This is a genomic window from Vagococcus entomophilus (assembly GCF_003987595.1).
GTDB lineage: Bacteria > Bacillota > Bacilli > Lactobacillales > Vagococcaceae > Vagococcus_E > Vagococcus_E entomophilus.
In genome coordinates, this window is the sequence record NZ_NGJZ01000001.1 from 437,984 (window position 1) to 459,774 (window position 21,791).

General features: G+C 36.3%; 21 protein-coding genes and 1 other annotated feature. Of the genes, 17 read left to right on the plus strand and 4 right to left on the minus strand.

What is annotated here, in order from left to right:
• The first annotated feature begins 176 nt into the window (after positions 1-176).
• Positions 177-2,642: a GBS Bsp-like repeat-containing protein gene (locus tag CBF30_RS02010; protein WP_126822249.1), complete on the plus strand. Its 2,466-nt coding sequence runs from the start codon at positions 177-179 to the stop codon at positions 2,640-2,642.
• 69 nt (positions 2,643-2,711) lie between these two features.
• Here CBF30_RS02010 and CBF30_RS02015 read toward each other — a convergent pair whose 3' ends face one another.
• Entirely contained in the window at positions 2,712-3,932 is a 1,221-nt protein-coding gene (locus CBF30_RS02015; RefSeq protein WP_126822251.1) for a GNAT family N-acetyltransferase, read from the minus strand.
• A 178-nt stretch (positions 3,933-4,110) separates the two neighbouring features.
• On the opposite strand from CBF30_RS02015, the gene lepA reads away from it, so the two are divergent.
• The 3 genes from lepA (at position 4,111) to CBF30_RS02030 (ending at position 7,115) form a co-directional block, all read left to right on the plus strand.
• Positions 4,111-5,946, plus strand: coding sequence for a translation elongation factor 4 (lepA, locus tag CBF30_RS02020; protein ID WP_126822253.1), 1,836 nt, complete (start codon positions 4,111-4,113; stop codon positions 5,944-5,946).
• 157 nt (positions 5,947-6,103) lie between these two features.
• On the plus strand, positions 6,104-6,553 hold the full coding sequence (gene nrdI, locus CBF30_RS02025; RefSeq protein ID WP_126822255.1) for a class Ib ribonucleoside-diphosphate reductase assembly flavoprotein NrdI: 450 nt from the start codon (positions 6,104-6,106) through the stop codon (positions 6,551-6,553).
• A 22-nt stretch (positions 6,554-6,575) separates the two neighbouring features.
• Positions 6,576-7,115 (plus strand): Rrf2 family transcriptional regulator, encoded by a 540-nt coding sequence (locus tag CBF30_RS02030; RefSeq protein WP_126822257.1) that lies wholly within the window; start codon positions 6,576-6,578, stop codon positions 7,113-7,115.
• Positions 7,116-7,207: 92 nt separating this feature from the next.
• Here the strand turns inward: CBF30_RS02030 and CBF30_RS02035 are convergent, their stop codons facing one another.
• Positions 7,208-8,059, minus strand: coding sequence for a hypothetical protein (locus CBF30_RS02035; RefSeq protein ID WP_126822259.1), 852 nt, complete (start codon positions 8,057-8,059; stop codon positions 7,208-7,210).
• Positions 8,060-8,220: 161 nt separating this feature from the next.
• Positions 8,221-8,453, plus strand: a binding site (T-box leader).
• Positions 8,454-8,510: 57 nt separating this feature from the next.
• Between CBF30_RS02035 and CBF30_RS02040 the strand changes: the two genes are divergently transcribed.
• From CBF30_RS02040 to thrC, 6 genes are all read left to right on the plus strand, one after another.
• The gene (locus tag CBF30_RS02040; protein ID WP_126822261.1) at positions 8,511-9,617 is read left to right on the plus strand and encodes an aminotransferase class I/II-fold pyridoxal phosphate-dependent enzyme; all 1,107 of its coding nucleotides are present in this window, start codon (positions 8,511-8,513) and stop codon (positions 9,615-9,617) included.
• Between the two features lie 23 nt (positions 9,618-9,640).
• Complete coding sequence (cysK, locus tag CBF30_RS02045; protein WP_126822263.1) at positions 9,641-10,573, plus strand: cysteine synthase A; 933 nt, start codon at positions 9,641-9,643, stop codon at positions 10,571-10,573.
• A gap of 163 nt (positions 10,574-10,736) precedes the next feature.
• Positions 10,737-11,699: a ribose-phosphate diphosphokinase gene (locus CBF30_RS02050; RefSeq protein WP_126822265.1), complete on the plus strand. Its 963-nt coding sequence runs from the start codon at positions 10,737-10,739 to the stop codon at positions 11,697-11,699.
• Positions 11,700-11,875: 176 nt separating this feature from the next.
• The gene (ahpC, locus tag CBF30_RS02055; RefSeq protein WP_126822267.1) at positions 11,876-12,442 is read left to right on the plus strand and encodes an alkyl hydroperoxide reductase subunit C; all 567 of its coding nucleotides are present in this window, start codon (positions 11,876-11,878) and stop codon (positions 12,440-12,442) included.
• Positions 12,443-12,560: 118 nt separating this feature from the next.
• The gene (locus CBF30_RS02060) at positions 12,561-14,246 is read left to right on the plus strand and encodes an FAD-dependent oxidoreductase (protein ID WP_126822269.1); all 1,686 of its coding nucleotides are present in this window, start codon (positions 12,561-12,563) and stop codon (positions 14,244-14,246) included.
• A 201-nt stretch (positions 14,247-14,447) separates the two neighbouring features.
• Positions 14,448-15,941: a threonine synthase gene (thrC, locus tag CBF30_RS02065; RefSeq protein WP_126822271.1), complete on the plus strand. Its 1,494-nt coding sequence runs from the start codon at positions 14,448-14,450 to the stop codon at positions 15,939-15,941.
• A 59-nt stretch (positions 15,942-16,000) separates the two neighbouring features.
• Here thrC and CBF30_RS02070 read toward each other — a convergent pair whose 3' ends face one another.
• Both CBF30_RS02070 and CBF30_RS02075 read right to left on the minus strand, forming a co-directional pair.
• Complete coding sequence (locus tag CBF30_RS02070) at positions 16,001-16,444, minus strand: acyl-CoA thioesterase (protein WP_126822273.1); 444 nt, start codon at positions 16,442-16,444, stop codon at positions 16,001-16,003.
• A gap of 21 nt (positions 16,445-16,465) precedes the next feature.
• Positions 16,466-17,134, minus strand: a complete 669-nt coding sequence (locus CBF30_RS02075; RefSeq protein WP_126822275.1) for an HD domain-containing protein — start codon at positions 17,132-17,134, stop codon at positions 16,466-16,468.
• A gap of 306 nt (positions 17,135-17,440) precedes the next feature.
• Here CBF30_RS02075 and CBF30_RS02080 point away from each other — a divergent pair, with 306 nt between their 5' ends.
• The 7 genes from CBF30_RS02080 (at position 17,441) to trmD (ending at position 21,779) form a co-directional block, all read left to right on the plus strand.
• Positions 17,441-17,935 (plus strand): 2-thiouracil desulfurase family protein, encoded by a 495-nt coding sequence (locus tag CBF30_RS02080; RefSeq protein ID WP_126822277.1) that lies wholly within the window; start codon positions 17,441-17,443, stop codon positions 17,933-17,935.
• Positions 17,936-17,999: 64 nt separating this feature from the next.
• On the plus strand, positions 18,000-18,338 hold the full coding sequence (locus tag CBF30_RS02085) for a putative DNA-binding protein (protein WP_126822279.1): 339 nt from the start codon (positions 18,000-18,002) through the stop codon (positions 18,336-18,338).
• Positions 18,339-18,353: 15 nt separating this feature from the next.
• Positions 18,354-19,778: a signal recognition particle protein gene (gene ffh, locus CBF30_RS02090; RefSeq protein ID WP_126822281.1), complete on the plus strand. Its 1,425-nt coding sequence runs from the start codon at positions 18,354-18,356 to the stop codon at positions 19,776-19,778.
• A gap of 89 nt (positions 19,779-19,867) precedes the next feature.
• A complete protein-coding gene (gene rpsP / locus CBF30_RS02095) occupies positions 19,868-20,143 on the plus strand; it encodes a 30S ribosomal protein S16 (protein WP_126822283.1) in 276 nt (91 codons plus the stop codon).
• 10 nt (positions 20,144-20,153) lie between these two features.
• On the plus strand, positions 20,154-20,420 hold the full coding sequence (locus CBF30_RS02100) for a KH domain-containing protein (protein WP_126822285.1): 267 nt from the start codon (positions 20,154-20,156) through the stop codon (positions 20,418-20,420).
• A gap of 107 nt (positions 20,421-20,527) precedes the next feature.
• A complete protein-coding gene (rimM, locus tag CBF30_RS02105; protein WP_126822287.1) occupies positions 20,528-21,052 on the plus strand; it encodes a ribosome maturation factor RimM in 525 nt (174 codons plus the stop codon).
• Positions 21,042-21,779, plus strand: coding sequence for a tRNA (guanosine(37)-N1)-methyltransferase TrmD (gene trmD / locus CBF30_RS02110; RefSeq protein ID WP_126823734.1), 738 nt, complete (start codon positions 21,042-21,044; stop codon positions 21,777-21,779). The genes rimM and trmD overlap by 11 nt, the downstream gene beginning before the upstream one ends.
• Positions 21,780-21,791 lie beyond the last annotated feature (12 nt).

Here is a 21,791-nt window from a genome sequence, read left to right on the forward strand (position 1 = left end):
AGGGTTTACCGTCCCTATTCAGTTAGAATTAAAGTGTGAACCAAAAGTACTTCGTTACTTTTGGCTCATACTTTTTTTGATATAATGTATTTTTGGTAAATCTTCACATTTTCTCCATTTTTATTTTAAAATATTGTACAATATAAGTAAAATAGGAATGAGAAAGGATAAACGCAATGTCTGGATTAAATGCAACAAAATTTTTATCAGTGGTTTTACTAAGTAGTAGTATGCTTTCCGCAAATTTAACTGTATATGCACAGGAGACAAGCACAGCACAACTTTCGAGTCAGATTCAAAGTAGCACAGCTGTAACGGATGGAACTTCCGAAATAACCAGCAGTACGGTTTCTCAAGACACCAAACCAAGCAGTTCGTCTGCTGAAACTAAAACAAGTAATGCAGGAGATTCCAAGCTAAGCGCCGTTAAATCATATGATACGGTTCGTTATAATGGGAAAACGGTTCAACTAGAAAGGCAGTCAAAGGGAGTGCCTTATCATACGCCCACCAATCTGAATGATTACACACAAGGAACAATGGGGTCAACATTGAAACCAAATGCACTGGTTAAAGCTGGAGTGAGTGGGATTCCTGTAACAGATAAAACAAGACCAAGAGCAGACGTTATTGATGTTTCTTCTTATCAAGGAAGTCTTAGTGTCGCAGATTTTCAACATATGAAAAGTAACGGAGTTCAAGCAATTCTAGTGAAATTAACAGAAGGAACGTCATACGTCAATCCTTTTGCAAAATCACAGGTAGAAAATGCTAAAGCAGCTGGATTAAATGTGGGAGCTTACCACTTTAGTTGGTTTACTGATCAATCAAGCGCTGAGGCTGAAGCTGACTTTTTTGCAGGAAAAGCAAGAGAATACGGACTTAGTGAAAATACGGTAATGATCAATGATGTCGAAAATCCTGCAGTGAACAATGGCTATGCGACTCAAAATTCTATTTATTTCGCCTTGCGATTAATTAATGGTGGGTTTAAAACAGTCGTTCACTATAGTTCTGTGAGCTGGTTTGATTCAGGCATCTTAAATGCTAGTCTTTTAGACAAGGACTCTATTTGGGTGGCTCAATATCCCAATAATCCGCTAGCAAGCAATTTACTCAATACAGACTACGGTGCATGGCAATGGGCAAGTGATTTGACTTTTCCAAATATTAGTGGAAAAGAATTTGATGTTTCTATTGATTATGCAGGGTATTTGTCCAATTCTGGAAATGTACCAAATACGCAAGCTAAGCCTGTAATCGTTCGTTATGTCAACCAATCGGACAATAGCTCTATTCAGTCGGAGACCAGCTTAAATGGAAAATTAGGAGAAAACTACGTGGTTTCCCCACCGCCTATTCAAGGCTATTCATATCGTTCTTCTGATTCCAATCTAATTGGTAGGTTTACGGAAACGGAGCAGACAGTTACCCTTTATTACCAAAAAGAAAGTCAACCTAAAGGAACAACTGCCGTTAGTGTTTCTTCGGATCAAAACACAGTAACTGCAACTTTTACACCATCTGAGGGTGAAGAAAACATAGCAAGCGTCTCTTTCCCAACATGGAGTCAACAAGATTCGAGTAAGAAAAACTGGTATTCTGCTACTAAACAAGCAAATGGGACATGGACTGCTCAAATTCCCGTATCAGACTTTGGAAAATCTGGAAACTATTCGATTCATACCTATGCTACAACAAATAGTGGAAAATTAGTTGGAGTTGCTTCAGGTAGTTTTACTATTTCAACACCTAATATTCACTATCAGGTGGAAAATGTGGATAATATCAATGGTTCTTTTGATGTCATAGTAAAAAATACAGTTGCTAATAACTTAAAATCTGTTTCAATTCCTGCATGGGCAGATAGCAAGCAAGCAGACCTTGTTTGGTATAATGCTACAAAACAGCCAGATGGCTCATTCAAAGCAACAATCAAGGCTAGTGAACATGGAAATAGGACGGGTCACTATAATTTTCACATATATACAGTAACAGATTCTGGTATTTCAGTAAATGTATCAACAGCAGGTACAGAAGTTAAAATGGATAAAGTAAATGATGGAAGTGTAACGTTAAGTAGTTTGGAAGACACGATTACTTTAGATGCTTCTTTGACGAATTTAGGCTTTAAACCTTCAAATGTTCAAATGGCAATTTGGGGTGACAAAGATGGGCAAAATGATTTGAAATGGGTGACTTTAAATTCTACCGGGTCTGGTAAGTATCAAGCAACAGATTCAATCTTATCTCATAAAGAGACGGGTCTATATCATGCTCATCTGTATTACGCATATAATGGGAAATTATATGGCGTTAAAGCGATGACATTCTCTGTATCAGATACATCGTATACTATCAAAAACACAGTTTTAGACAAAGCTAAGGGAACTTGGAAAACTACAATTATTTTAAATAAAGCTCCCTTTGGAGTAGATTATGTTAAAATTCCCACTTGGAGTAAATCAGATCAATCTGATATAACTTGGAGCAATGCTAGAAAAATTTCTGAAAATATATATGAGTATGAAGATTCTATTAGCAATCATCAAGGAAATAGAGGTCGTTATTCTATTCATGTATATTTGTACGATAAGCTAGGAAACCTAAAAGGAATGACTAGTCCAGGAATTGATTTATAAGGAAAGTAAGTTTCACTATAAAAATTCCGAAAAAACAAAAACAAGACCATTGGTCTTGTTTTTGTTTTATTAAAAATAATCACTAAAATATGGTTCTTGATCGGGAATAATTCTCTCAAGTGTTCGTAAGGTCTCTAAGTCTGTTTGGATCCGTTCAATCCTATATAAGTAAGAAGGTCTGCGATAACTCATCATCAATGCAGTAAAGGTTTGAATATCCAAGTGGACAGGATGTCCAAGAGGTTCATCTGTGATAGTCAAATGATCGTTCTCATCCCAAATCATTCCAAAAATACGATTATTCCACTCTGCCAAAGGATCTTTGATACAAAAATGGAAAGGCTTGCCAGTGCTTGCAAAAGGATAATGAGATAAAAATTGGAAAACATCCACGATACGTGCCATAAAATAAGGCTCAATGGTTTCTTTGATTTCGCTATCTTCAAATAAAAAGGCAATTGGTTCATTTTTAAAGGTTTCACCTTTAACATATTGAATCATAGAAAAATGAGCAGAAATGAAATTCCATAATCCTTTTCTTGCTTCTTGATTGAGATAGACAATTTCTTTAATATGAAATACTTCTTGGGCAATCCAGTATAGACAAAAACCAATTGGCTTTTTATTTTCGTTGTAATAGACCGCTGCAGTACGTTCCTCTTCATTTTCCCAACGCCAATACTCTTCCCAGTTGAGCTCATTTCGAATCATGGCTGCATGATTTTTTTTTGCAAATTGATCATAGACTTCAATCACATCCGCATGATCAATCGGTAACCGCTCGACATAGCCTGAGACAGGAAGTGGTTTGGGCAGTTGTGTGTCTTTCACTTTAAAGGTCATTTTGTCAGACATAATTTCCCAACCTTTTCTACGATAGTAAGGGATACTATAAGGAAAAAGATACGAAATCCATTGTTTATTTTTGCGCATTTGCTCTAAGCTTAGTTTGATGAGGTCATTCATTAGTCCAAGATTAGCATATTCCGGATAGGTTCCCACGCCGGTTATGCCCCCCATCTTGTAAAGATTTCCATGGATATTGACTTCACAAGGGTAAATTGCAATTTGTGAAATGAGTTTTTCTTGGTCGAACCAACCAAATACTTCCGCAGATCTTAGAACAGGTCTTTTTGCTTGAACAATCTCACGTTCGTCTTCGTACCCACTTTCCTCTATATCAGAATCAGTTACTTGGAAAACATAACGCAAAAGTTCATTAAATTGTTTTAAATGTTTTAGTTCTACTGGTTTCAAAGTGAGCTGATTACGTTTGTCACTTTTGTCCATAATTTCGCCATCTTTCTTTTTAAATTATCTTTATTATACCAATCTTTTTTTAAATAGAAATGCTTAATGATAAAATATTCAAAATCATTTTGTTGGTTTGTTTGGAAAAACCTTTTCAAGAACTTAGAACCTTGCTATAATCAAAGATGCTTAGTCAATAGAAAGTAGGATAGCATATATGAATATAGAAGAAATGAAAAAACGGCAAAAAATGATTCGAAACTTTTCAATCATTGCCCATATAGATCACGGAAAATCAACCTTAGCTGACCGAATTCTTGAGATGACCAATACGGTTTCATCAAGAGAAATGCAAGAGCAACTACTTGATTCGATGGACTTAGAAAGAGAACGGGGCATTACCATTAAATTAAATGCAGTTGAACTACATTATGAGGCAAAAGATGGTCAAACCTATATCTTTCATCTTATTGATACACCGGGACATGTAGATTTTACGTATGAGGTTTCACGCAGTTTAGCAGCCTGTGAAGGGGCGATCTTGGTTGTTGATGCCGCTCAGGGAATTGAAGCACAGACGCTTGCGAATGTTTATTTGGCGCTGGATAATGATTTAGAAATTTTACCAGTGATTAATAAAATTGATTTACCAGCCGCAGATCCAGAAAGAGTCCGTGGAGAGATTGAAGAAGTTATAGGAATTGATGCCAGCGAAGCGGTGCTTGCAAGTGCAAAAGCCGGCATTGGGATTGAAGATATTCTAGAGCAAATTGTCGAGCTTGTTCCCCAACCAACAGGCGATTTAGAAGCTCCATTGAAAGCTTTAATCTTTGATTCTATTTATGATAGTTATCGAGGTGTTATTTTAAATGTTCGAATTGTTGATGGGGTAGTAAAACCTGGGGATACAATTATGTTGATGAATAACGGAAAGAAATTTGAAGTGATGGAAGTGGGCATCTTTTCACCAAAAACAGTAGCAAGAGATTATTTGATGGTGGGCGATGTGGGATATATCACTGCGAGTATCAAGACGGTCAAAGATACGCAAGTTGGAGATACAGTGACGCTTGCAAATAATCCAGCACAAGAAGCCTTGCCAGGGTATCGTAAGATGAATCCGATGGTTTATTGTGGATTGTATCCGATTGATACTTCACGTTACAATGACTTACGCGAAGCACTTGAAAAATTACAGCTAAATGATTCTGCGTTACAATTTGAGGCAGAAACCTCGCAAGCTTTAGGCTTTGGCTTTAGATGTGGATTTTTGGGCTTGCTCCATATGGATGTGGTGCAAGAGCGTTTGGAAAGAGAATTTAACTTGTCCTTAATCACGACAGCTCCCTCTGTAATCTATCATGTTAATTTGACAGACGGAACTCAAGTTGTTGTAGATAACCCAGCTGATTTTCCAGAACCTGGTGTGATGCAATCGGTAGAAGAGCCTTATGTCAAAGCATCAATCATGGTCCCTAACGAGTTTGTAGGGGCAGTAATGGAAATAGCTCAAAGAAAACGTGGCGACTTTGTTACGATGGATTATTTGGATGAGTATCGTGTCAATGTGATTTATGAAATTCCACTTTCAGAAATTGTTTTTGATTTCTTTGATCGTTTGAAATCAAGTACAAAAGGATATGCATCACTAGATTATGAATTAGTAGGATATCGTCAAAGCCGTCTTGTGAAGATGGACATTCTCTTAAATGGAGAAACGGTGGATGCACTTAGCTTTATTGTTCACCGCGATTTTGCTTATGAAAGAGGAAAAGCCATTGTTGAAAAGCTAAAAAAATTGATTCCGCGTCAACAATTTGAGGTACCGATTCAAGCAACGATTGGTCAAAAAGTAGTCGCACGCTCAGATATTAAAGCATTGCGTAAAAATGTGCTAGCCAAATGTTACGGTGGAGATGTCTCTCGGAAGCGAAAACTGTTAGAGAAACAAAAAGAGGGGAAAAAACGGATGAAACAAATTGGTTCTGTAGAAGTACCTCAAGAAGCCTTTATGGCAGTTTTGAAAATGGACGAGGACGAACCGAAGAAATAAAAGAATCCAGAGGAAACTTCCTCTGGATTTTTACTGATTTTATGGTATTTTTTGATTATCCGGAAAAGCACAGCCTTTTTCGGTAGAAACCCTCTTGAAATTCTTATATATATCAACTAGTATTGTGTTAGGAATAGTAAGAAAGAAGGCTGTATTCATGAAAATACTCTATTTTTCTGCTTCGGGAAATACAGAAGCATTTGTCAATAAGTTAAAAGATTACGGGGATCAACAACATCAAGTGGATTCGACAAAACAAACAATAGAATTAATGCGAATAGAAGACGAATCCTCATTTGACATTATTGAAGAACCATTCGTCGCCTTTGTTCCTACTTATCTTGATGGTGGAAATGGACTAGATAATGGGACGCAAGAAATTATTACCAACACATTGGGGGAGTTTATTGAATATAAAGACAATTCCAAGCGTTTGTTAGGGGTTGTAGGGAGTGGCAATCGCAATTTTAATTGGCAATATTGCTTAACAGCTAAGCAGTATGCTCAAAAATTTTCAGTACCTTTTCTAGCAGATTATGAACTACGTGGCACACAAGCCGACTGTGATAAAATTTACACCATTCTACAAAAAGTATTCTCAAAATAAAAACTTATGAGGAGAAGATAAAATGAAATTGACAAAGAGCTTTGAACAAGCGGTTTGTATCATGGCAATGCTCTCAACTCAAGAAATAGATAGTCCAATTACATCTGAAACTATCAATTTAAGGTTACAGTGCTCTTATACGTATTTACGTAAAATTATGAGAAAGCTAGTGGTTTCTGGACTGGTAACTTCTGTACCGGGAAATAAAGGAGGCTTTTCTTTAGCGAAAGATGCGAATGATATTTCGATTTTAGATATTGTTGAAGCGGTAGAGGGTCCTGTAGATACCTATCAAACAAAAAATCTGATTCAAAATGTCTTTCAAGATGGAAAATCAGAATATGTTGAGAGCGGTACAGAACGGATGCAGGCAATCTTTCGAGCGGCAGATCAGAAGTGGTCTGAAGAACTTGAAACTGTAAAAGTAGCAAAAGTCGTGTATGATGTCTTGAAAGAGAAAAGTTTAAATTCAATAGATTGGAACAAAGAAACACAAAAAGAACAACATTCACTTTTGAAAGAATTAAGTATCAGAATTACAGATAAGGGTGCCAAAAAATAGTAGGCGCCTCTTTTTTGTGCAAGCAAAAAGGAATGAAACGAAGAGGAACTTATTTTTGTTTCATTCCTTTTGTTGCGGTGAAATTGTACAGCTTATTTTGCAAAGATTGCTTTAGGGGCGCGATGGATTTCAACAATCACTTGTACTTGAAAATCTTTGTATTCGGTATTCATAATTTGTTTTTTTGCATCATAGACCTTGTAAGGACCGCCAATTAGGCTTGCTTTAACTGTAGGAGTGGTTTCCTTGCTAAGATATGGCAGTAAAAATTTTACTTTGTCAGCTGCCAAAAAACCAATTGGTTTTTCGAATAATAAAACTTCTATTTCTATTTTATTAGTTTTTTGATTTGTTTTTTTATGTAATCTGACATCGGATGTAGTGTAAAAGCTACGCAGTTGAATATGCATATTAAAAATTTCACGGATATCATGGCTAGCAACTGTTGCATAATTTATATTAAAATATTGACAAGTATCTTTAATAATTTTGTCGATTCCTTTGTAGTAGTTACTTTCATTGCAACTTACTCGCTCGACAAATGATGTGAAGATCAAAGGGGTGCTTAGCTCGTAAAAGTTTGTTTCTTTTACAGAGTCTTCACTTTTTTTCATTTGGGGGACAGCCACTTCTTTTTTTAAAAAAAATGGCGAAATTGCTTTTGGTACGGGGATTTTCTTTTTCACTTTTTTTGTAATATGAGCAGCAAAGCGAGTAGCTTTTACTGTTTTTTCTTTTTTAGGAGAAGCTATTTTTTCTTCGAATTCTTTATCCGATTTGTTAGAGAAGAACAAGTAAATAAACAAACAAAGGCTTAAAAATAAATAAAAAATGGCAAAAATTAATGTCATTTTATTTTGTGTAGCATGTTGAAAAAAATAAATGGAAATAAAAAGCGTTAGGCAACCTAAAAGGCTATAAAGGACATTGAATAGTTTGTTCAAAAAATGTACATCCTTTCTTATTTGAAATCGAAATGTTTTTGATTTTATCATACCCCAAATGGACATTAATTTCATTAAAGTTCGTAAAAATAAATGATATTTTTTTGTAGTTAAAGTTGACTAAATATTTTGACAATAGCTAATGATTTTGGTATATTATACTAAAGTTAATGAGGAGAAGAGTATAAAATGTCTTTTTTACAAAGAGAACTCATGGTTGGTGGAAATGGGTAAAAGCATTTTAGAAGATGGTCTCTAAAACGTTTTGCTGAATCTTGTAAGATAAAGCAATTCCGGCTACTGTCCGTTACCGCAAGTGCACGAATTTGCATGTGCTTGAGGCATCGATTGATGATGTGAAAAAAGGTGGTACCACGAGATAGTCGTCCTTGTCCCTATATTTTTATATAGGGACAAGGACTTTTTATTTACAAAAAATGGAGGAGATTCTATGACAGATGAAAAAAAGCATATCGAAACGGTGTTAGCCCAGATTGGGAACAATAAAAACCCACAGACCGGTTCGATCAATATGCCAGTGTATTTTTCAACAACGTTTGCACATCCGACTTTGGGTGAATCTACTGGATTTGATTATACTAGAACACAAAATCCAACGCGAAAAGTTTTAGAGGAAACATTAGCAGAGTTGGAAAATGGGAACAAAGCATTTGCCACAAGTTCAGGGATGAGTGCGATTCAATTAGTGTTTTCGCTTTTTAAATCAGGGAGTCATATTGTTGCTTCAAGAGATTTGTATGGTGGAAGTTATCGCTATTTTCAAAAATTAGAAGAAAAAGGTCAGTTCAAATTTTCATATAGTGAGTCAGAAGATGCATTTGAACAATTGATTATTCCAGGTGAAACAGTTGCATTATTTATTGAAACGCCAACGAATCCTTTGATGAATGAAGTATCTATTGAAAAGCTAAGTAAGTTAGCCCGAAAATTTCAGTTGTTACTCGTTGTCGATAATACATTTTATACCCCTATTTTACAAAAACCATTGGATCAAGGAGCGGATATTGTGCTGCACAGCGCGACTAAATATTTGGGAGGACACAATGATCTATTGGCGGGTGTTGTAGTTGCTAGAGAAGAATCAATCGCACAAAGCCTTGCATATGAGCATAATACAACAGGAGCAACGCTTTCCCCCTTTGATTGTTGGTTACTTATGAGAGGGTTAAAGACTCTAGCCCTTAGAATGGAACGACATCAACAAAATGCTCAGAAATTTGTTGCCTATTTAAAAAATGAGTCTGCTGTGACAGAAACTTTCTATCCTGGGAAGGGAGGAATGGTTAGTTTTAAAATAACTGATGCTTCAAAAGTTAAAGAGTTCTTAGCAGCTCTTGAGCTTGTGACATTTGCTGAAAGTTTAGGTGGGGTAGAGAGTCTGATTACTTATCCTACGACTCAAACGCATGCTGATATTCCAAAAGATTTACGTGAGTCATATGGCTTGACACCAGACTTGTTAAGGGTTTCAATAGGAATAGAAAATGTGGAAGATTTGATTGCAGATTTTAAGCAAGCTTTTGAAAAAATTTTATAGTCAAAATAGAAAGGATGTTTTTTATGGTCAAAGTAGTTTCGTCTATTACAGAATTAATTGGGGATACGCCCATCGTCAAATTAAACCGTCTTGTGCCAGAAGATGCTGCAGATGTTTATATTAAGGTTGAGTTTTTTAATCCAGGGAGCAGTGTGAAAGATAGAATTGCTCTTAGCATGATTGAACAAGCAGAAAAAGAAGGGAAATTAAAAGAAGGTGACACCATCATTGAACCGACAAGTGGTAATACAGGGATTGGCCTGGCGATGGTAGCAGCAGCAAAAGGCTATCGAACGATTATCGCAATGCCTGATACCATGAGTATTGAACGTCGTAAGTTGATGCAAGCTTATGGTGCAGAGCTGGTCTTGACGCCTGGAGCAGAAGGTATGAAGGGTGCCATTGCAAAAGCAAAAGAATTAGCAGAAAAAAATGGATATTTTTTACCGTTGCAGTTTGATAATTTTGCAAATCCCAAAATCCACGAAGAAACAACTGGTAAGGAAATCATTGAAGCTTTCGGTTCAACAGGAATTGATGCCTTTGTTTCTGGCGTTGGGACAGGTGGGACAATCACTGGTGCGGGAAAAGCTTTGAAAAAAGCAAACCCTGCAATTCAAATTTTTGCCGTTGAGCCATCTGAATCACCCGTATTACAAGGGGGAAAACCAGGACCACATAAAATTCAAGGGATTGGTGCAGGCTTTGTTCCTAAAGTTTTAGAGACAGATATTTACGATGCAGTGATTGAAATCCCTAGTGAAAAAGCAATTGAAACTGCACGAAATGTTGGGAAAAAAGAAGGGATTCTAGTCGGAATTTCATCTGGTGCGGCGATTGAAGCGGCCATTCAAATTGCGATTAAACTTGGTAAAGGAAAAAAAGTTTTAGCAATAGTTCCAGATAATGGGGAGCGTTATTTATCTACGGCTCTTTATGAGTTTCCAGAAGCATAATCAAATAGTCAAGTGAAAAATACTTTTGCCATTTTTATAAAAGTATTTTTTGCTTTTTTATGTCAACTTCTTTAGCGGTTTTTTTGGATAAATTAGCATTTTTTCGTGCAGAAGTGCCTTAAAAAAGGTATACTATTGATGATAAGAATAAATGGAGGCTCTCATGGGAAAAAATTATTTTGATTCAAAGTTAAAAATTTTTAGTCTAAATGCTAGTCAAGAATTAGCAAAAAATATTGCGGATTCGATTGGAACAGAACTTGGAAAATGTTCAGTGCGGACATTTAGTGATGGGGAAGTTCAAATCAACATTGAAGAAAGTGTTCGGGGAGACCATGTTTATGTAATTCAAGCTACTAGTTATCCCGTTAATGATCATTTGCTCGAACTATTGATCATGATTGATGCATTAAAGCGTGCGAGTGCCAAATCAATTAATATTGTCTTACCTTATTATGGATACGCAAGGCAAGATCGAACAGCAAAACCAAGAGAACCGATTACTGCAAAACTGATTGCTAATTTGTTGGAAAAAGCAGGTGCAAATCGTGTATTAACCCTCGATCTACACGCTGTACAATTACAAGGCTTCTTCGATATACCTGTCGACAACTTGTTTACAATGCCTTTGTTTGCTAAGTACTTTCAAGACGAGGTCCAAGAAAATGAAGAAGATTGGATGGTTGTATCTCCAAAAAATAGTGGGGTAAAAAGAGCGCGTGAACTGGCAACGTATCTCAGCACTGGTTTAGCAATCGTGGATCAAGAATATCATGAAAAAGATGCCTCAAAGGATTATGTTATTGGGAATGTATCAGGTAAAAAATGTATTATTGTCGATGATATTATCAATACTGGGGGGACCTGTGCGATTGCTGCGGAAGTTCTAAAGCATGCTGGGGCCAAAGATATTGTAGTGGTTGCAAGTCATGGTGTCTTTAGTTCAGGTGCCAAAGAAAAACTTGAACAAGCACCAATTAGTAAGCTTCTACTCACAGATTCAATCGATGGAATTCCAGATAAGCATATTAGAGGACTTGAAATCTTGACTTGTTCAGTTTTGATGGGTCAAGCAATTAGACGAATCCATGAAAATCAACCAATGAGTCCACTATTCAAACTTTAAATTCTCATTAAGTGACTTTTATTCTCAATTAAAAATGATCAAATGTTTTAGCTCTCTAGTAATGAATTCTATATAAAAGCTAATTAAATAAGAAAAAAAGAGAATTCCTTTGACTAATTCTCTTTTTTTTGTTACTCTTTAATTGTAATAATAATAAATAAAAAGGAGTCACAATCATGACAAATTTAATCAATACAAAACTACTTGACTTTGAAACAGATGCTTACCGTAAAGGTGAATTTATTAAAGTAAAAACAGAAGATGTACTAGGAAAATGGAGTATTTTTTTCTTTTATCCTGCTGATTTTTCATTTGTTTGTCCAACTGAACTAGGGGATTTACAAGATCATTATAAAGAACTGCAAGAAATGGGTTGTGAAGTCTACTCAGTATCAACAGATAGCCATTTCGTGCATAAAGCATGGGCAGATGCGACGGATACAATTGGCAAAATCGAATACACTATGTTATCAGACCAAAATACAAAAATTTCTCGTTTCTTTGGTGTTTTAGATGAAGAAGCAGGACAAGCTTTCCGTGGTTCATTTGTTATCAATCCACGTGGCGAAATTAAAGCTTACGAAATCAACGATATGGGAATTGGACGTAATGCAGCAGAAACAGTTCGTAAAGTTGAAGCAGCAATGTTTGTTGAAGAACACGGAGACCGCGTTTGTCCAGCCAATTGGAAACCAGGGGCAGATACAATTGCACCTAGCTTGGATTTAGTCGGAAAAATTTAATTGCTCATAATTGTTTTAATAAAAAAGTAAATCAAAGTATGGCTTCAAAAAAAGTCAGTGAGGCATGACTATTATAGTTTTGCCTCTTTTTTCTGGCAATGGAATGAGAGGGAAAAAGATGGATAAACATATTTATGATATCATTGTTATTGGTGGCGGTTCTGCCGCCTTAGCAGCAGGGATTTATGCAGGACGCTCAATGTTAGACATTCTAATTATTGAAAAAGAAAAAATTGGCGGTCAGGTGATGACAACCTCTGATGTTGTTAACTATCCAGGGATTAGAAAAACAACTGGTCCCAAGTTAATGGAAGATATGCACCAGCAAGCACTGGATTTTGGTGCTGAATTTGTAAGCGATGAGATTATAAAAGTTGATTTTTCTAAAGATGAAAAAGTACTAATCGGCTCAAATGGAACAGAGTACAAAACTCGAGCGGTAATCATTGGTACTGGTGCCTCCGCAAATAAAATTGGCTTTCCAGGAGAAGTTGAATTTACAGGTAGAGGCGTAGCCTACTGTTCAACTTGTGATGGCGAGTTTTTTACTGGATTAGATATTTTTGTCATTGGTGGTGGATATGCTGCGGCAGAAGAAGCAGTATATTTAACAAGATATGGCAAAAAAGTTCATATGATTATTCGCGAACCTGATTTTACATGTGCTGAAATGACCGCTAATCAGGCAAAAAATAATGAAAAAATTGATATTGTATACAATACAGAAGTCAAAGAAATTAGTGGGGAAGGCTTACTTCAAAAGGCAGTTTTTAAAAATAATCAAACGGGTGAAGAAACTATTTTTGAAGCAGATGAACAAGACGGCTCTTTTGGAATGTTTGTGTTTGCTGGAAACAAGCCCAATACGCAAGTGTTTAAGGATGCCATTGAAATGACTCCGCATGGATTTATTCCAACGAATGAGTCAATGGAAACAAACGTTAAGGGTGTTTACGCTGTAGGAGACTTAAGAGTAAAAGAACTCAGACAGATTGTTACGGCAGTAGCGGACGGTGCAATTGCAGCTACAAAAGCACAACAATTTGTAACTTCTGAAAAAGAACGTTTGGGTATACCAGTGGTTCATAAAGAAGTAATTGCACAAAAAGAAAAAAACACAGAGTCTACTAAGGCTACAGCTACCGAAGCTTCCAAAAAGGTACAGCATTCTGGAGACTGGTTCCCACAAGAAATGAAAGCCCAGCTATCTAGCATTTTTGAAAAACTAACGAAACCAGTCAAAATTGTCAATATTTTGGATGAAAAAGAGCCAAAAACGCTCGAGTTCGCTGGATTTTTAGCAGAGTTTGCTACTTTGGGTGAAAAAATTCAAGTGGAGACTATTTCTTTAGGGGAAAATCGTGAGTTTGAAGATAAGATTGCTTTGAAACGCTTGCCAGCAGCAGTTTTATTTAATGAAAAAGATGAATATACTGGAATTAAATTTAGTGGAATACCAAGTGGTCATGAATTGAACTCACTTGTGCTTGCAGTATACAATGTTGGGAGTAAAGGGCAACCACTAGAAGAAAAGCTTATGACACAGATTAGTCAATTGCCCAAAACGAAAATTGAGATTTGTGTTTCATTGACTTGTCACTTTTGTCCAGACGTCGTAGCGGCTTGTCAAAGAATTGCTTCAATCAACCATCAAGTTGAGGCTGAGATGATTGATACCGCTCTTTTTCCAGATTTAAAGAAAGAACGAAAATTAATGAGCGTGCCAGCAATGATTATTAATGATGAAAAAGTCGTGTTTGGTGCAAAAAATATGGAAGAAATTTTAGCTGAAATTACTGAATAATTTTTTCGGAAATACGCAAAAACGGCTGATTTTGAAAGTGAGATAAAAGCGATTCCTACTTTTATCTCACTTTTTTTATGGCGCAATCGGTTTTGTATCTGAGTAGAAATGTGTGAAAGATGAATTTTTACTTAAAAAATGATGAAAAAATGGTATACTATTACAAAACAATTCTATTTGGGGAATAAGGAGAGGTCAAAATTGGAAATTAAGTATTGTAGCACGAGAGACAAAACGAATATCGTCAGTCCTTCCATGGCGATTCTGCAAGGTTTAGCAGCGGATGGCGGCTTGTACGTACCGCAAGAATTCCCGGATTTTGATTTAGATATAAAAAAACTTTCGAAAATGTCTTATCAAGAAGTTGCCTTTGAAGTGATGAGTAAATTTTTAAGTGATTTTACTGAAGAAGAACTGAAAGATTGTATCAAAAAAGCATATGATGCTAAATTCGATACTCTTCAAATTGCACCTATCAAAAAAGTAGGAGCAAACTATTATTTGGAGCTATTTCATGGTTCGACCATTGCATTTAAGGATATGGCCTTATCGATTTTACCTCACTTGATGATAACTGCTGCCAAAAAACAAAAGAGCAATCAAGAGATTGTCATTTTGACTGCAACTTCAGGTGATACGGGAAAAGCCGCCATGGCGGGATTTTCAGATGTTCCAGGAACGAAAATTATTGTGTTTTATCCTAAAAAAGGAGTTAGTCCGATTCAAGAGCGTCAGATGCTTACGCAAAAGGGAAAAAACACCTATGTAGTCGGCATTACAGGGAACTTTGATGATGCACAAACTAACGTAAAAAAAATGTTTAACAACGCATCTTTAAGTGAAAAGTTAGCACAGGAAAATCTGAAATTTTCATCTGCCAACTCGATTAATATAGGGCGTCTTGTCCCACAAATTGCTTACTATGTCTATGCTTATGCACAGTTGGTTGCTAAAAATCAAATCCAATTAGGTGAAAAAATTAATTTTTCTGTACCAACTGGAAATTTTGGTAATATTTTAGCTGGTTATTATGCGAAAAAAATAGGACTACCGATCAATCAATTCATCTGTGCTTCTAACAAAAATAATGTGTTAACCGACTTCTTTCGTAGTGGAACTTACAATAAAAAAAGGCCTTTTTTTATTACAAATTCGCCTTCTATGGATATTCTTGTCTCAAGTAATTTAGAGCGACTAATTTACCATTTGACAGGAGAAGATGCGTCTAAAACTAAAAGCTTTATGAATGATTTAGTTATTAAAGGAGAGTATACTATTTCAGAAGAAATGAAAGTGAAATTGGCAGGGTTTTATGCAAACTATGCCTCAGAAGAAGAAACAGCTCAAGAAATTCAAACTGTTTTTTCTGAAAATGCTTATGTGCTTGACCCTCATACTGCTGTTGCAGGCAAGGTGTATCGCTACTATCAAGAAGAAACACAGGATACGACAAAAACGGTCATCGTCTCAACAGCTAGTCCTTATAAGTTTCCAAGGGCCGTAATAGAAGCTATTTTGGGCAAGTCTTTACCAAAAGAAACGGATTTTGAATTAGTAGAACAATTGCACCAAAAGGCGCACCTTAGCATTCCAACCGCTGTTACAGAAATTATGGATGCACAGATTTTGCACAATACGGTCGTTCATTCCGATGAAATGCAGCAAGAAGTCGAAAGAATTTTGAATTTGAATTAATAAGAAGTCATCATTAAAAGAAGCGCTTAGAAGAGAAATGGTTCTTCTAAACGCTTCTTTTAGTTGTTAAAAAATAGATTTTGTTGAAGTATTTGCTCAAAAATAGCGAAAATCTCAGGATGCTTTTTTTTAATTGATATAATTTTTTGCTGCCTGGAAAGAAAACAATGAGAGCTTGTTCCTTGAGCACGTAATTCTTTTGTGTTTGTGTCGATGATTTCATACGAAATGGTAAGGCGAATCCCATTAAATTCAGTAATTTTTGGTAAAATATAAACGGAATCGTTGTAATGTACCATACTTTTATAGGTACAAGTGACCTCAGTGACAGGAATCATGACTCCCTTTTTCTCCATGACGTTGTAACCAAAGTGTAATTGATCAAGTAAATCCGATCTGGCTTCTTCAAACCAGCGAATGTAGTTTGAGTGATGAATAATTCCCATTTGATCTGTTTCATAATATTGTGCCAGATGAGTATAAGGAATTAGTGATTGAACCATATAATTCTTCCTCCCTAATCGTTATAACGAATCCAAATTCCATTCAGAGTTGAATTCTTCTAAAAACTCACACATAAATTGGTGCCTTTTTTCAGCTAACTTCTTAGCATGTGGAGTATTCATTAACTCCTTTAACAATAACAACTTTTCATGAAAATGATTGATAGCAGTAGTATTTTTCCGATATTCTGCTACAGAATGAATCGTACGTGGTTGAATTGAGGGATCATGGATTACATGTCCTTTCGCACCACCATAATAAAAGGTGCGCACGATTCCCATTGCGCCAATCGCATCTAAACGGTCAGCATCTTGAACGATTTTCCCTTCTAAGCTAAGCGCTTTATTGGAAGCGGAAAAACGTTGTTTGAATGAAATTCGTTCAATAATATCAAATATTTGTGTAATTTCTTGAGGAGTAAGGTTTTCACTAGATAAAAAATTTTTTAAGTTTTTTTTAGAAATAGTTACATCTGAGACAAGTTTGTCATCAATAGTGTCATGCAAGTAAGCACCAGAGAGTGCAATAAATAGATTGGCAGCAGGTTCTGTTTGACAAATCTGCTTTGTTAAGGTGACCACACGTCTAATGTGTTCCATATCGTGTCCAGAAAGATCATGTGCCAAAATAGTAGCTGTGTATTCACGGATGGCAGATAACTGCTGTTGTTGTTGTCTTGATAGGGACATTGTCTAACATTCCTCTCCATTAGTTAAGTATAAAACAAAAAGAAACTTACTGTCTAAACAGTAAATTTCTTTTCTTGCGTCCCTTATCCAACCTTCCACAAAGTTATAACGGATAAGGGGGGAACTTTTCTAAAAAAGTTCAATCGACTCATCGCATATGTAAATTATAGCACAGTTTTTTCTTTCTGTCTTTAGAAATAAGAAAAAACTTGGAGATCACGCTAGGAAAGTCAGGATTTAAAAATAAAATTAATCATTTTTATGCTATAATAAGCTATGACATTCGAATAGAAGAGGAGCAAAAAAATGATTGGTGTTAGTGCATGTCTGGCAGGAGTTGCTTGTCGCTATGATGGGAAAAGTCAAGAACAAAAAGTCTTAAAAAAACTTGTTGAAACTGGGCAGGCCATAATGGTTTGTCCTGAAGTTTTAGGAGGATTGCCAATTCCTCGAAAACCAGCAGAAATCATCGGTGGAGATGGTTTTGATGTTTGGAAGGGCACAGCACAGATATGGGAGTGTCAAGGTGAAGAAGTAACAGAAAGTTATAAAGCTGGCGCACGACTTGCTTATAAAATTTTGCAAGAAAAGCAAGTGACCACGCTGATTTTAAAAGAAAAAAGTCCTTCGTGTGGTAGTGGGATGATTTATGATGGGACATTTACAGGAAATAAAATAACTGGTGTAGGAGTGGCAACAGCTTACTTTATCAAAAAAGGATTAAAAATTTTTTCTGAAGAGCAGCTGACTCAAGAAGAAGATTTGTTGCGCGCGATTCTCTCTGAAGATGAAGGAATGTAAGGTTACTATTGACTATTTTTAAATAAATAGGTAACCTATGAATGAATTAAAAGGAGGGATAAAAATGGAGCTGAATAAAACAAATCGGATGAACGCCTTGTTTGAATTTTATTCCACCCTTTTAACCGAAAAACAAATGAATTATATGGAATTATACTATGCAGATGATTTTTCTTTGGGCGAAATTGCCGAGGAATATGATGTTAGTCGACAAGCTGTTTATGATAATATTCGACGAACAGAAAAAATTCTTGAAGACTACGAAAGAAAGTTACATCTGTATTCTAATTATGTCGTACGAGGGGAATTGTTGGATCATATCAAGCACCATGTGAGCCAAACTTATCCCGATGACCAAACCATCATCAAAGCGCTAGATGCAATCCAAGAAATTGAAGAATAGGGGATATGAGTAAACATGGCTTTTGAAAGTTTAACTGAACGACTACAATCAGCAATGAGCAAACTACGTAGAAAAGGAAAAGTTTCTGCATCTGATGTAAAAGAAATGATGCGAGAAATTCGCTTGGCATTGCTTGAAGCCGATGTCAATTTTAAAGTAGTCAAAGATTTTGTCAAACGTGTAAGTGATAGAGCAGTTGGGGTCGAAGTTTTAGAAAGCTTGACTCCAGCACAACAAATTGTCAAAATTGTAAACGAAGAATTAACTGCGACGCTTGGCTCAGATGTGGTGGCTCTGAATAAAGCACCGAAGATTCCTACAATTGTAATGATGGTGGGGCTCCAAGGGGCTGGTAAGACAACCTTTACTGGGAAGCTTGCGAATTACTTGAAAAAAAATGAGCAAGCACGCCCACTGATGATTGCAGGAGACGTTTATCGCCCTGCTGCGATTGACCAATTAAAAGTTTTAGGGCAGCAATTAGATGTCCCTGTTTTTGATATGGGCACAGAAGTTAGTCCAGTCACAATTGTTGAAAAAGGGCTGGAACAAGCAAGAGCCAATAAAAATGATTTAGTTCTAATTGATACGGCAGGACGCTTGCATATTGATGATTTGTTGATGAACGAATTAAAAGAAATTAAAGAGTTAGCGAATCCAAATGATATTTTACTCGTTGTAGATGCGATGACAGGGCAAGATGCTGTAAATGTTGCAGAAAGCTTCAATGAGCAGTTAGATATTACGGGAGTTGTTGTGACGAAACTAGACGGAGATACTCGTGGTGGTGCGGCACTTTCGATTCGTGCTGTGACAGGTAAACCTATCAAGTTTGTTGGTTCTGGTGAAAAGCTAACAGATTTAGAAATTTTCTATCCAGACCGTATGGCAAGCCGTATTCTGGGCATGGGCGATATGCTGACTCTTATCGAAAAAGCACAACAAGACTATGATGAGAAGAAAGCAGAAGAGCTTGCTCAAAAAATGAAAGAAAATAGTTTTGATTTTAATGATTTTATTGAACAGTTGGAACAAGTGATGAACATGGGACCTTTGGAGGATCTTGTCAAGATGATTCCAGGGATGAGTGGTGTTCCTGGACTAGATAATGTCAAGATGGATCCCAAAGATATCGAACGTAAAAAAGCAATGGTCTTTTCGATGACTCCGGCAGAGCGTGAAAATCCTGAATTGTTAAATCCAAGCCGAAGAAGAAGACTTGCTGCTGGTTCTGGGAACAGTGTTGTAGAAGTCAATCGGATGATCAAACAGTTTAATGAAGCCAAAAAAATGATGCATCAGATGTCGAAAGGAAATATGAACATTCCTGGAATGGATCAAATGTTTGGCACAGGCGTTAAAGGAAAACTTGGGAAAATGGCGATGAATCGCATGATGAAGCAGAATAAAAAGAAAAAGAAGAAAAAGAAAAAGAAATAGTAGGGTGTAAAGAAAAAACACTTTACATCTTTTGACAAAGATGGTAAACTATTATTTGTGATTAATGAATATGGAGGTGTAAATAAAACATGGCAGTAAAAATCCGTTTGAAACGTATGGGTTCTAAAAAGAAACCTTTTTACCGTATTGTTGTAGCTGATTCTCGTTCTCCTCGTGATGGACGTTTTATCGAAACTGTAGGGACTTATAATCCATTATTGGACCCTGCAAAAGTCGAATTAAAAGAAGATTTAGTTTTGGATTGGTTATCTAAAGGTGCGCAACCTTCTGATACTGTTCGTAACCTTCTTTCTAACGAAGGCGTTATGAAAAAATTCCACGAAGCTAAATTCACAAAGAAATAAGGTGTGACGCATGACAGATGTGAAAGAGTTGGTCTTAGCCATTGTTCTTCCGCTTGTCAATCGTCCGGAACAGGTCACTTTGTCTGTGGAAGAGTCGCATGACTTTTTTGAATACAATTTGCACCTAGCTCCCGAGGATATTGGTCGTGTAATAGGAAAGCAAGGAAGAATTATTAAAGCAATTCGTACCATTGTTTATAGTGTGAAGTCTTCACATCCTAAAAAAGTACGTTTAAATATTTTAGAGGAGCATGAAAAAAGCAGTGAGACAATCTAATTGTTTCACTGCTTTTTCTTTTTTTGCGGGTGCTTTGTGAAGGAAGCTAGCATCTTAATTTAGTGCATGGTAAACTAAAGAAAACTAGATAGGAATGAGGAAAAATCTTGACAAACTATTTTAATGTAGGAAAAATTGTGAACACGCAAGGAATCAAAGGGGAAGTTCGGGTCATCTCTATTACAGATTTTCCAGAAAAACGGTATAAAAAAGGTCACGTTCTCTACCTTTTTCAAGAGCATAAAGAGCCAATTACCCTAACAATTGCCACACATAGAAAGCATAAAAATTTTGATATTCTAAGTTTTGAGGGCCATCCAACCATCAATGATGTTGAAAAATATCGAGAAGGTGTTTTAAAAATTCCAGAAACTGATATGGGAGAGTTAGAAGAGAATACCTATTATTATCACCAAATTATTGGTCTAACAGTAGTGGAAAAAACAGGCGAGGTTTTAGGGAAAATTAAAGAAATTCTGTCTCCAGGAGCCAATGATGTATGGGTGGTACAACGCGAAAATGCTAAGGATATTTATCTTCCTTATATTGAATCTGTAGTTCTTTCGGTTGATTTGGCTGATAAAAAAGTAGTAGTTGAAATTCCGGAAGGCTTGATTGATGATGAAAATTGATGTTTTAACTCTTTTTCCAAGAATGTTTGAAGGTCCTTTGACAGAATCAATCATAGGCAAAGCAGTTGAAAAAAAAGTGTTGGATATAGAAGTGACAAATTTTCGGGATTTTTCAGATCACAAACATAAAGCAGTAGACGACTATCCTTACGGTGGAGGTGCCGGGATGTTGCTCAAGGTACAACCCATTGAAGCAGCGCTAGAACATGTTTTTGAAAAATCGGATAGAAAGAAATCGAGGGTGGTTTTACTAGATCCTGCAGGGGAAAAATTTGATCAAAAAGTAGCAGAAGAATTTGCTCAAGAAGAACATTTAGTCTTTATTTGTGGTCATTACGAAGGATATGATGAAAGAATAAGACAATATGTAACAGATGAAATTTCTTTAGGGGACTACGTTTTGACAGGGGGCGAGCTAGGTGCCATGGTCATGATTGACGCCACAGTTCGTTTGCTACCAGATGTATTAGGCAATAAGCAGTCAGCGCTATCAGACTCTCATTCTACTGGTTTGTTAGAGCATCCTCAATATACACGACCAGCTGATTACAAAGGAATGAAAGTCCCAGAAGTGTTAACTAATGGAAACCATAAGTTGATTGAAGAATGGCAACTAAAAGAATCACTTAGAAGAACCTATTTAAGACGTCCAGAAATGTTAGGCAATATTGAACAAACTGCTGACATACAGAAGTTACTAAATGAAATTAAAGAAGAAGAGGAATAAAAGCCAATCATT

Excerpts from the sequence above, each read along its gene's own strand:
- CBF30_RS02010 (WP_126822249.1), top strand. The coding sequence starts at position 177 with ATGTCTGGATTAAATGCAACAAAATTTTTATCAGTGGTTTTACTAAGT.
- CBF30_RS02015 (WP_126822251.1), bottom strand. The coding sequence starts at position 3,932 with ATGGACAAAAGTGACAAACGTAATCAGCTCACTTTGAAACCAGTAGAA.
- lepA (WP_126822253.1), top strand. The coding sequence starts at position 4,111 with ATGAATATAGAAGAAATGAAAAAACGGCAAAAAATGATTCGAAACTTT.
- nrdI (WP_126822255.1), top strand. The coding sequence starts at position 6,104 with ATGAAAATACTCTATTTTTCTGCTTCGGGAAATACAGAAGCATTTGTC.
- CBF30_RS02030 (WP_126822257.1), top strand. The coding sequence starts at position 6,576 with ATGAAATTGACAAAGAGCTTTGAACAAGCGGTTTGTATCATGGCAATG.
- CBF30_RS02040 (WP_126822261.1), top strand. The coding sequence starts at position 8,511 with ATGACAGATGAAAAAAAGCATATCGAAACGGTGTTAGCCCAGATTGGG.
- cysK (WP_126822263.1), top strand. The coding sequence starts at position 9,641 with ATGGTCAAAGTAGTTTCGTCTATTACAGAATTAATTGGGGATACGCCC.
- CBF30_RS02050 (WP_126822265.1), top strand. The coding sequence starts at position 10,737 with ATGGGAAAAAATTATTTTGATTCAAAGTTAAAAATTTTTAGTCTAAAT.
- ahpC (WP_126822267.1), top strand. The coding sequence starts at position 11,876 with ATGACAAATTTAATCAATACAAAACTACTTGACTTTGAAACAGATGCT.
- CBF30_RS02060 (WP_126822269.1), top strand. The coding sequence starts at position 12,561 with ATGGATAAACATATTTATGATATCATTGTTATTGGTGGCGGTTCTGCC.
- CBF30_RS02070 (WP_126822273.1), bottom strand. The coding sequence starts at position 16,444 with ATGGTTCAATCACTAATTCCTTATACTCATCTGGCACAATATTATGAA.
- CBF30_RS02075 (WP_126822275.1), bottom strand. The coding sequence starts at position 17,134 with ATGTCCCTATCAAGACAACAACAACAGCAGTTATCTGCCATCCGTGAA.
- CBF30_RS02080 (WP_126822277.1), top strand. The coding sequence starts at position 17,441 with ATGATTGGTGTTAGTGCATGTCTGGCAGGAGTTGCTTGTCGCTATGAT.
- CBF30_RS02085 (WP_126822279.1), top strand. The coding sequence starts at position 18,000 with ATGGAGCTGAATAAAACAAATCGGATGAACGCCTTGTTTGAATTTTAT.
- ffh (WP_126822281.1), top strand. The coding sequence starts at position 18,354 with ATGGCTTTTGAAAGTTTAACTGAACGACTACAATCAGCAATGAGCAAA.
- rpsP (WP_126822283.1), top strand. The coding sequence starts at position 19,868 with ATGGCAGTAAAAATCCGTTTGAAACGTATGGGTTCTAAAAAGAAACCT.
- CBF30_RS02100 (WP_126822285.1), top strand. The coding sequence starts at position 20,154 with ATGACAGATGTGAAAGAGTTGGTCTTAGCCATTGTTCTTCCGCTTGTC.
- trmD (WP_126823734.1), top strand. The coding sequence starts at position 21,042 with ATGAAAATTGATGTTTTAACTCTTTTTCCAAGAATGTTTGAAGGTCCT.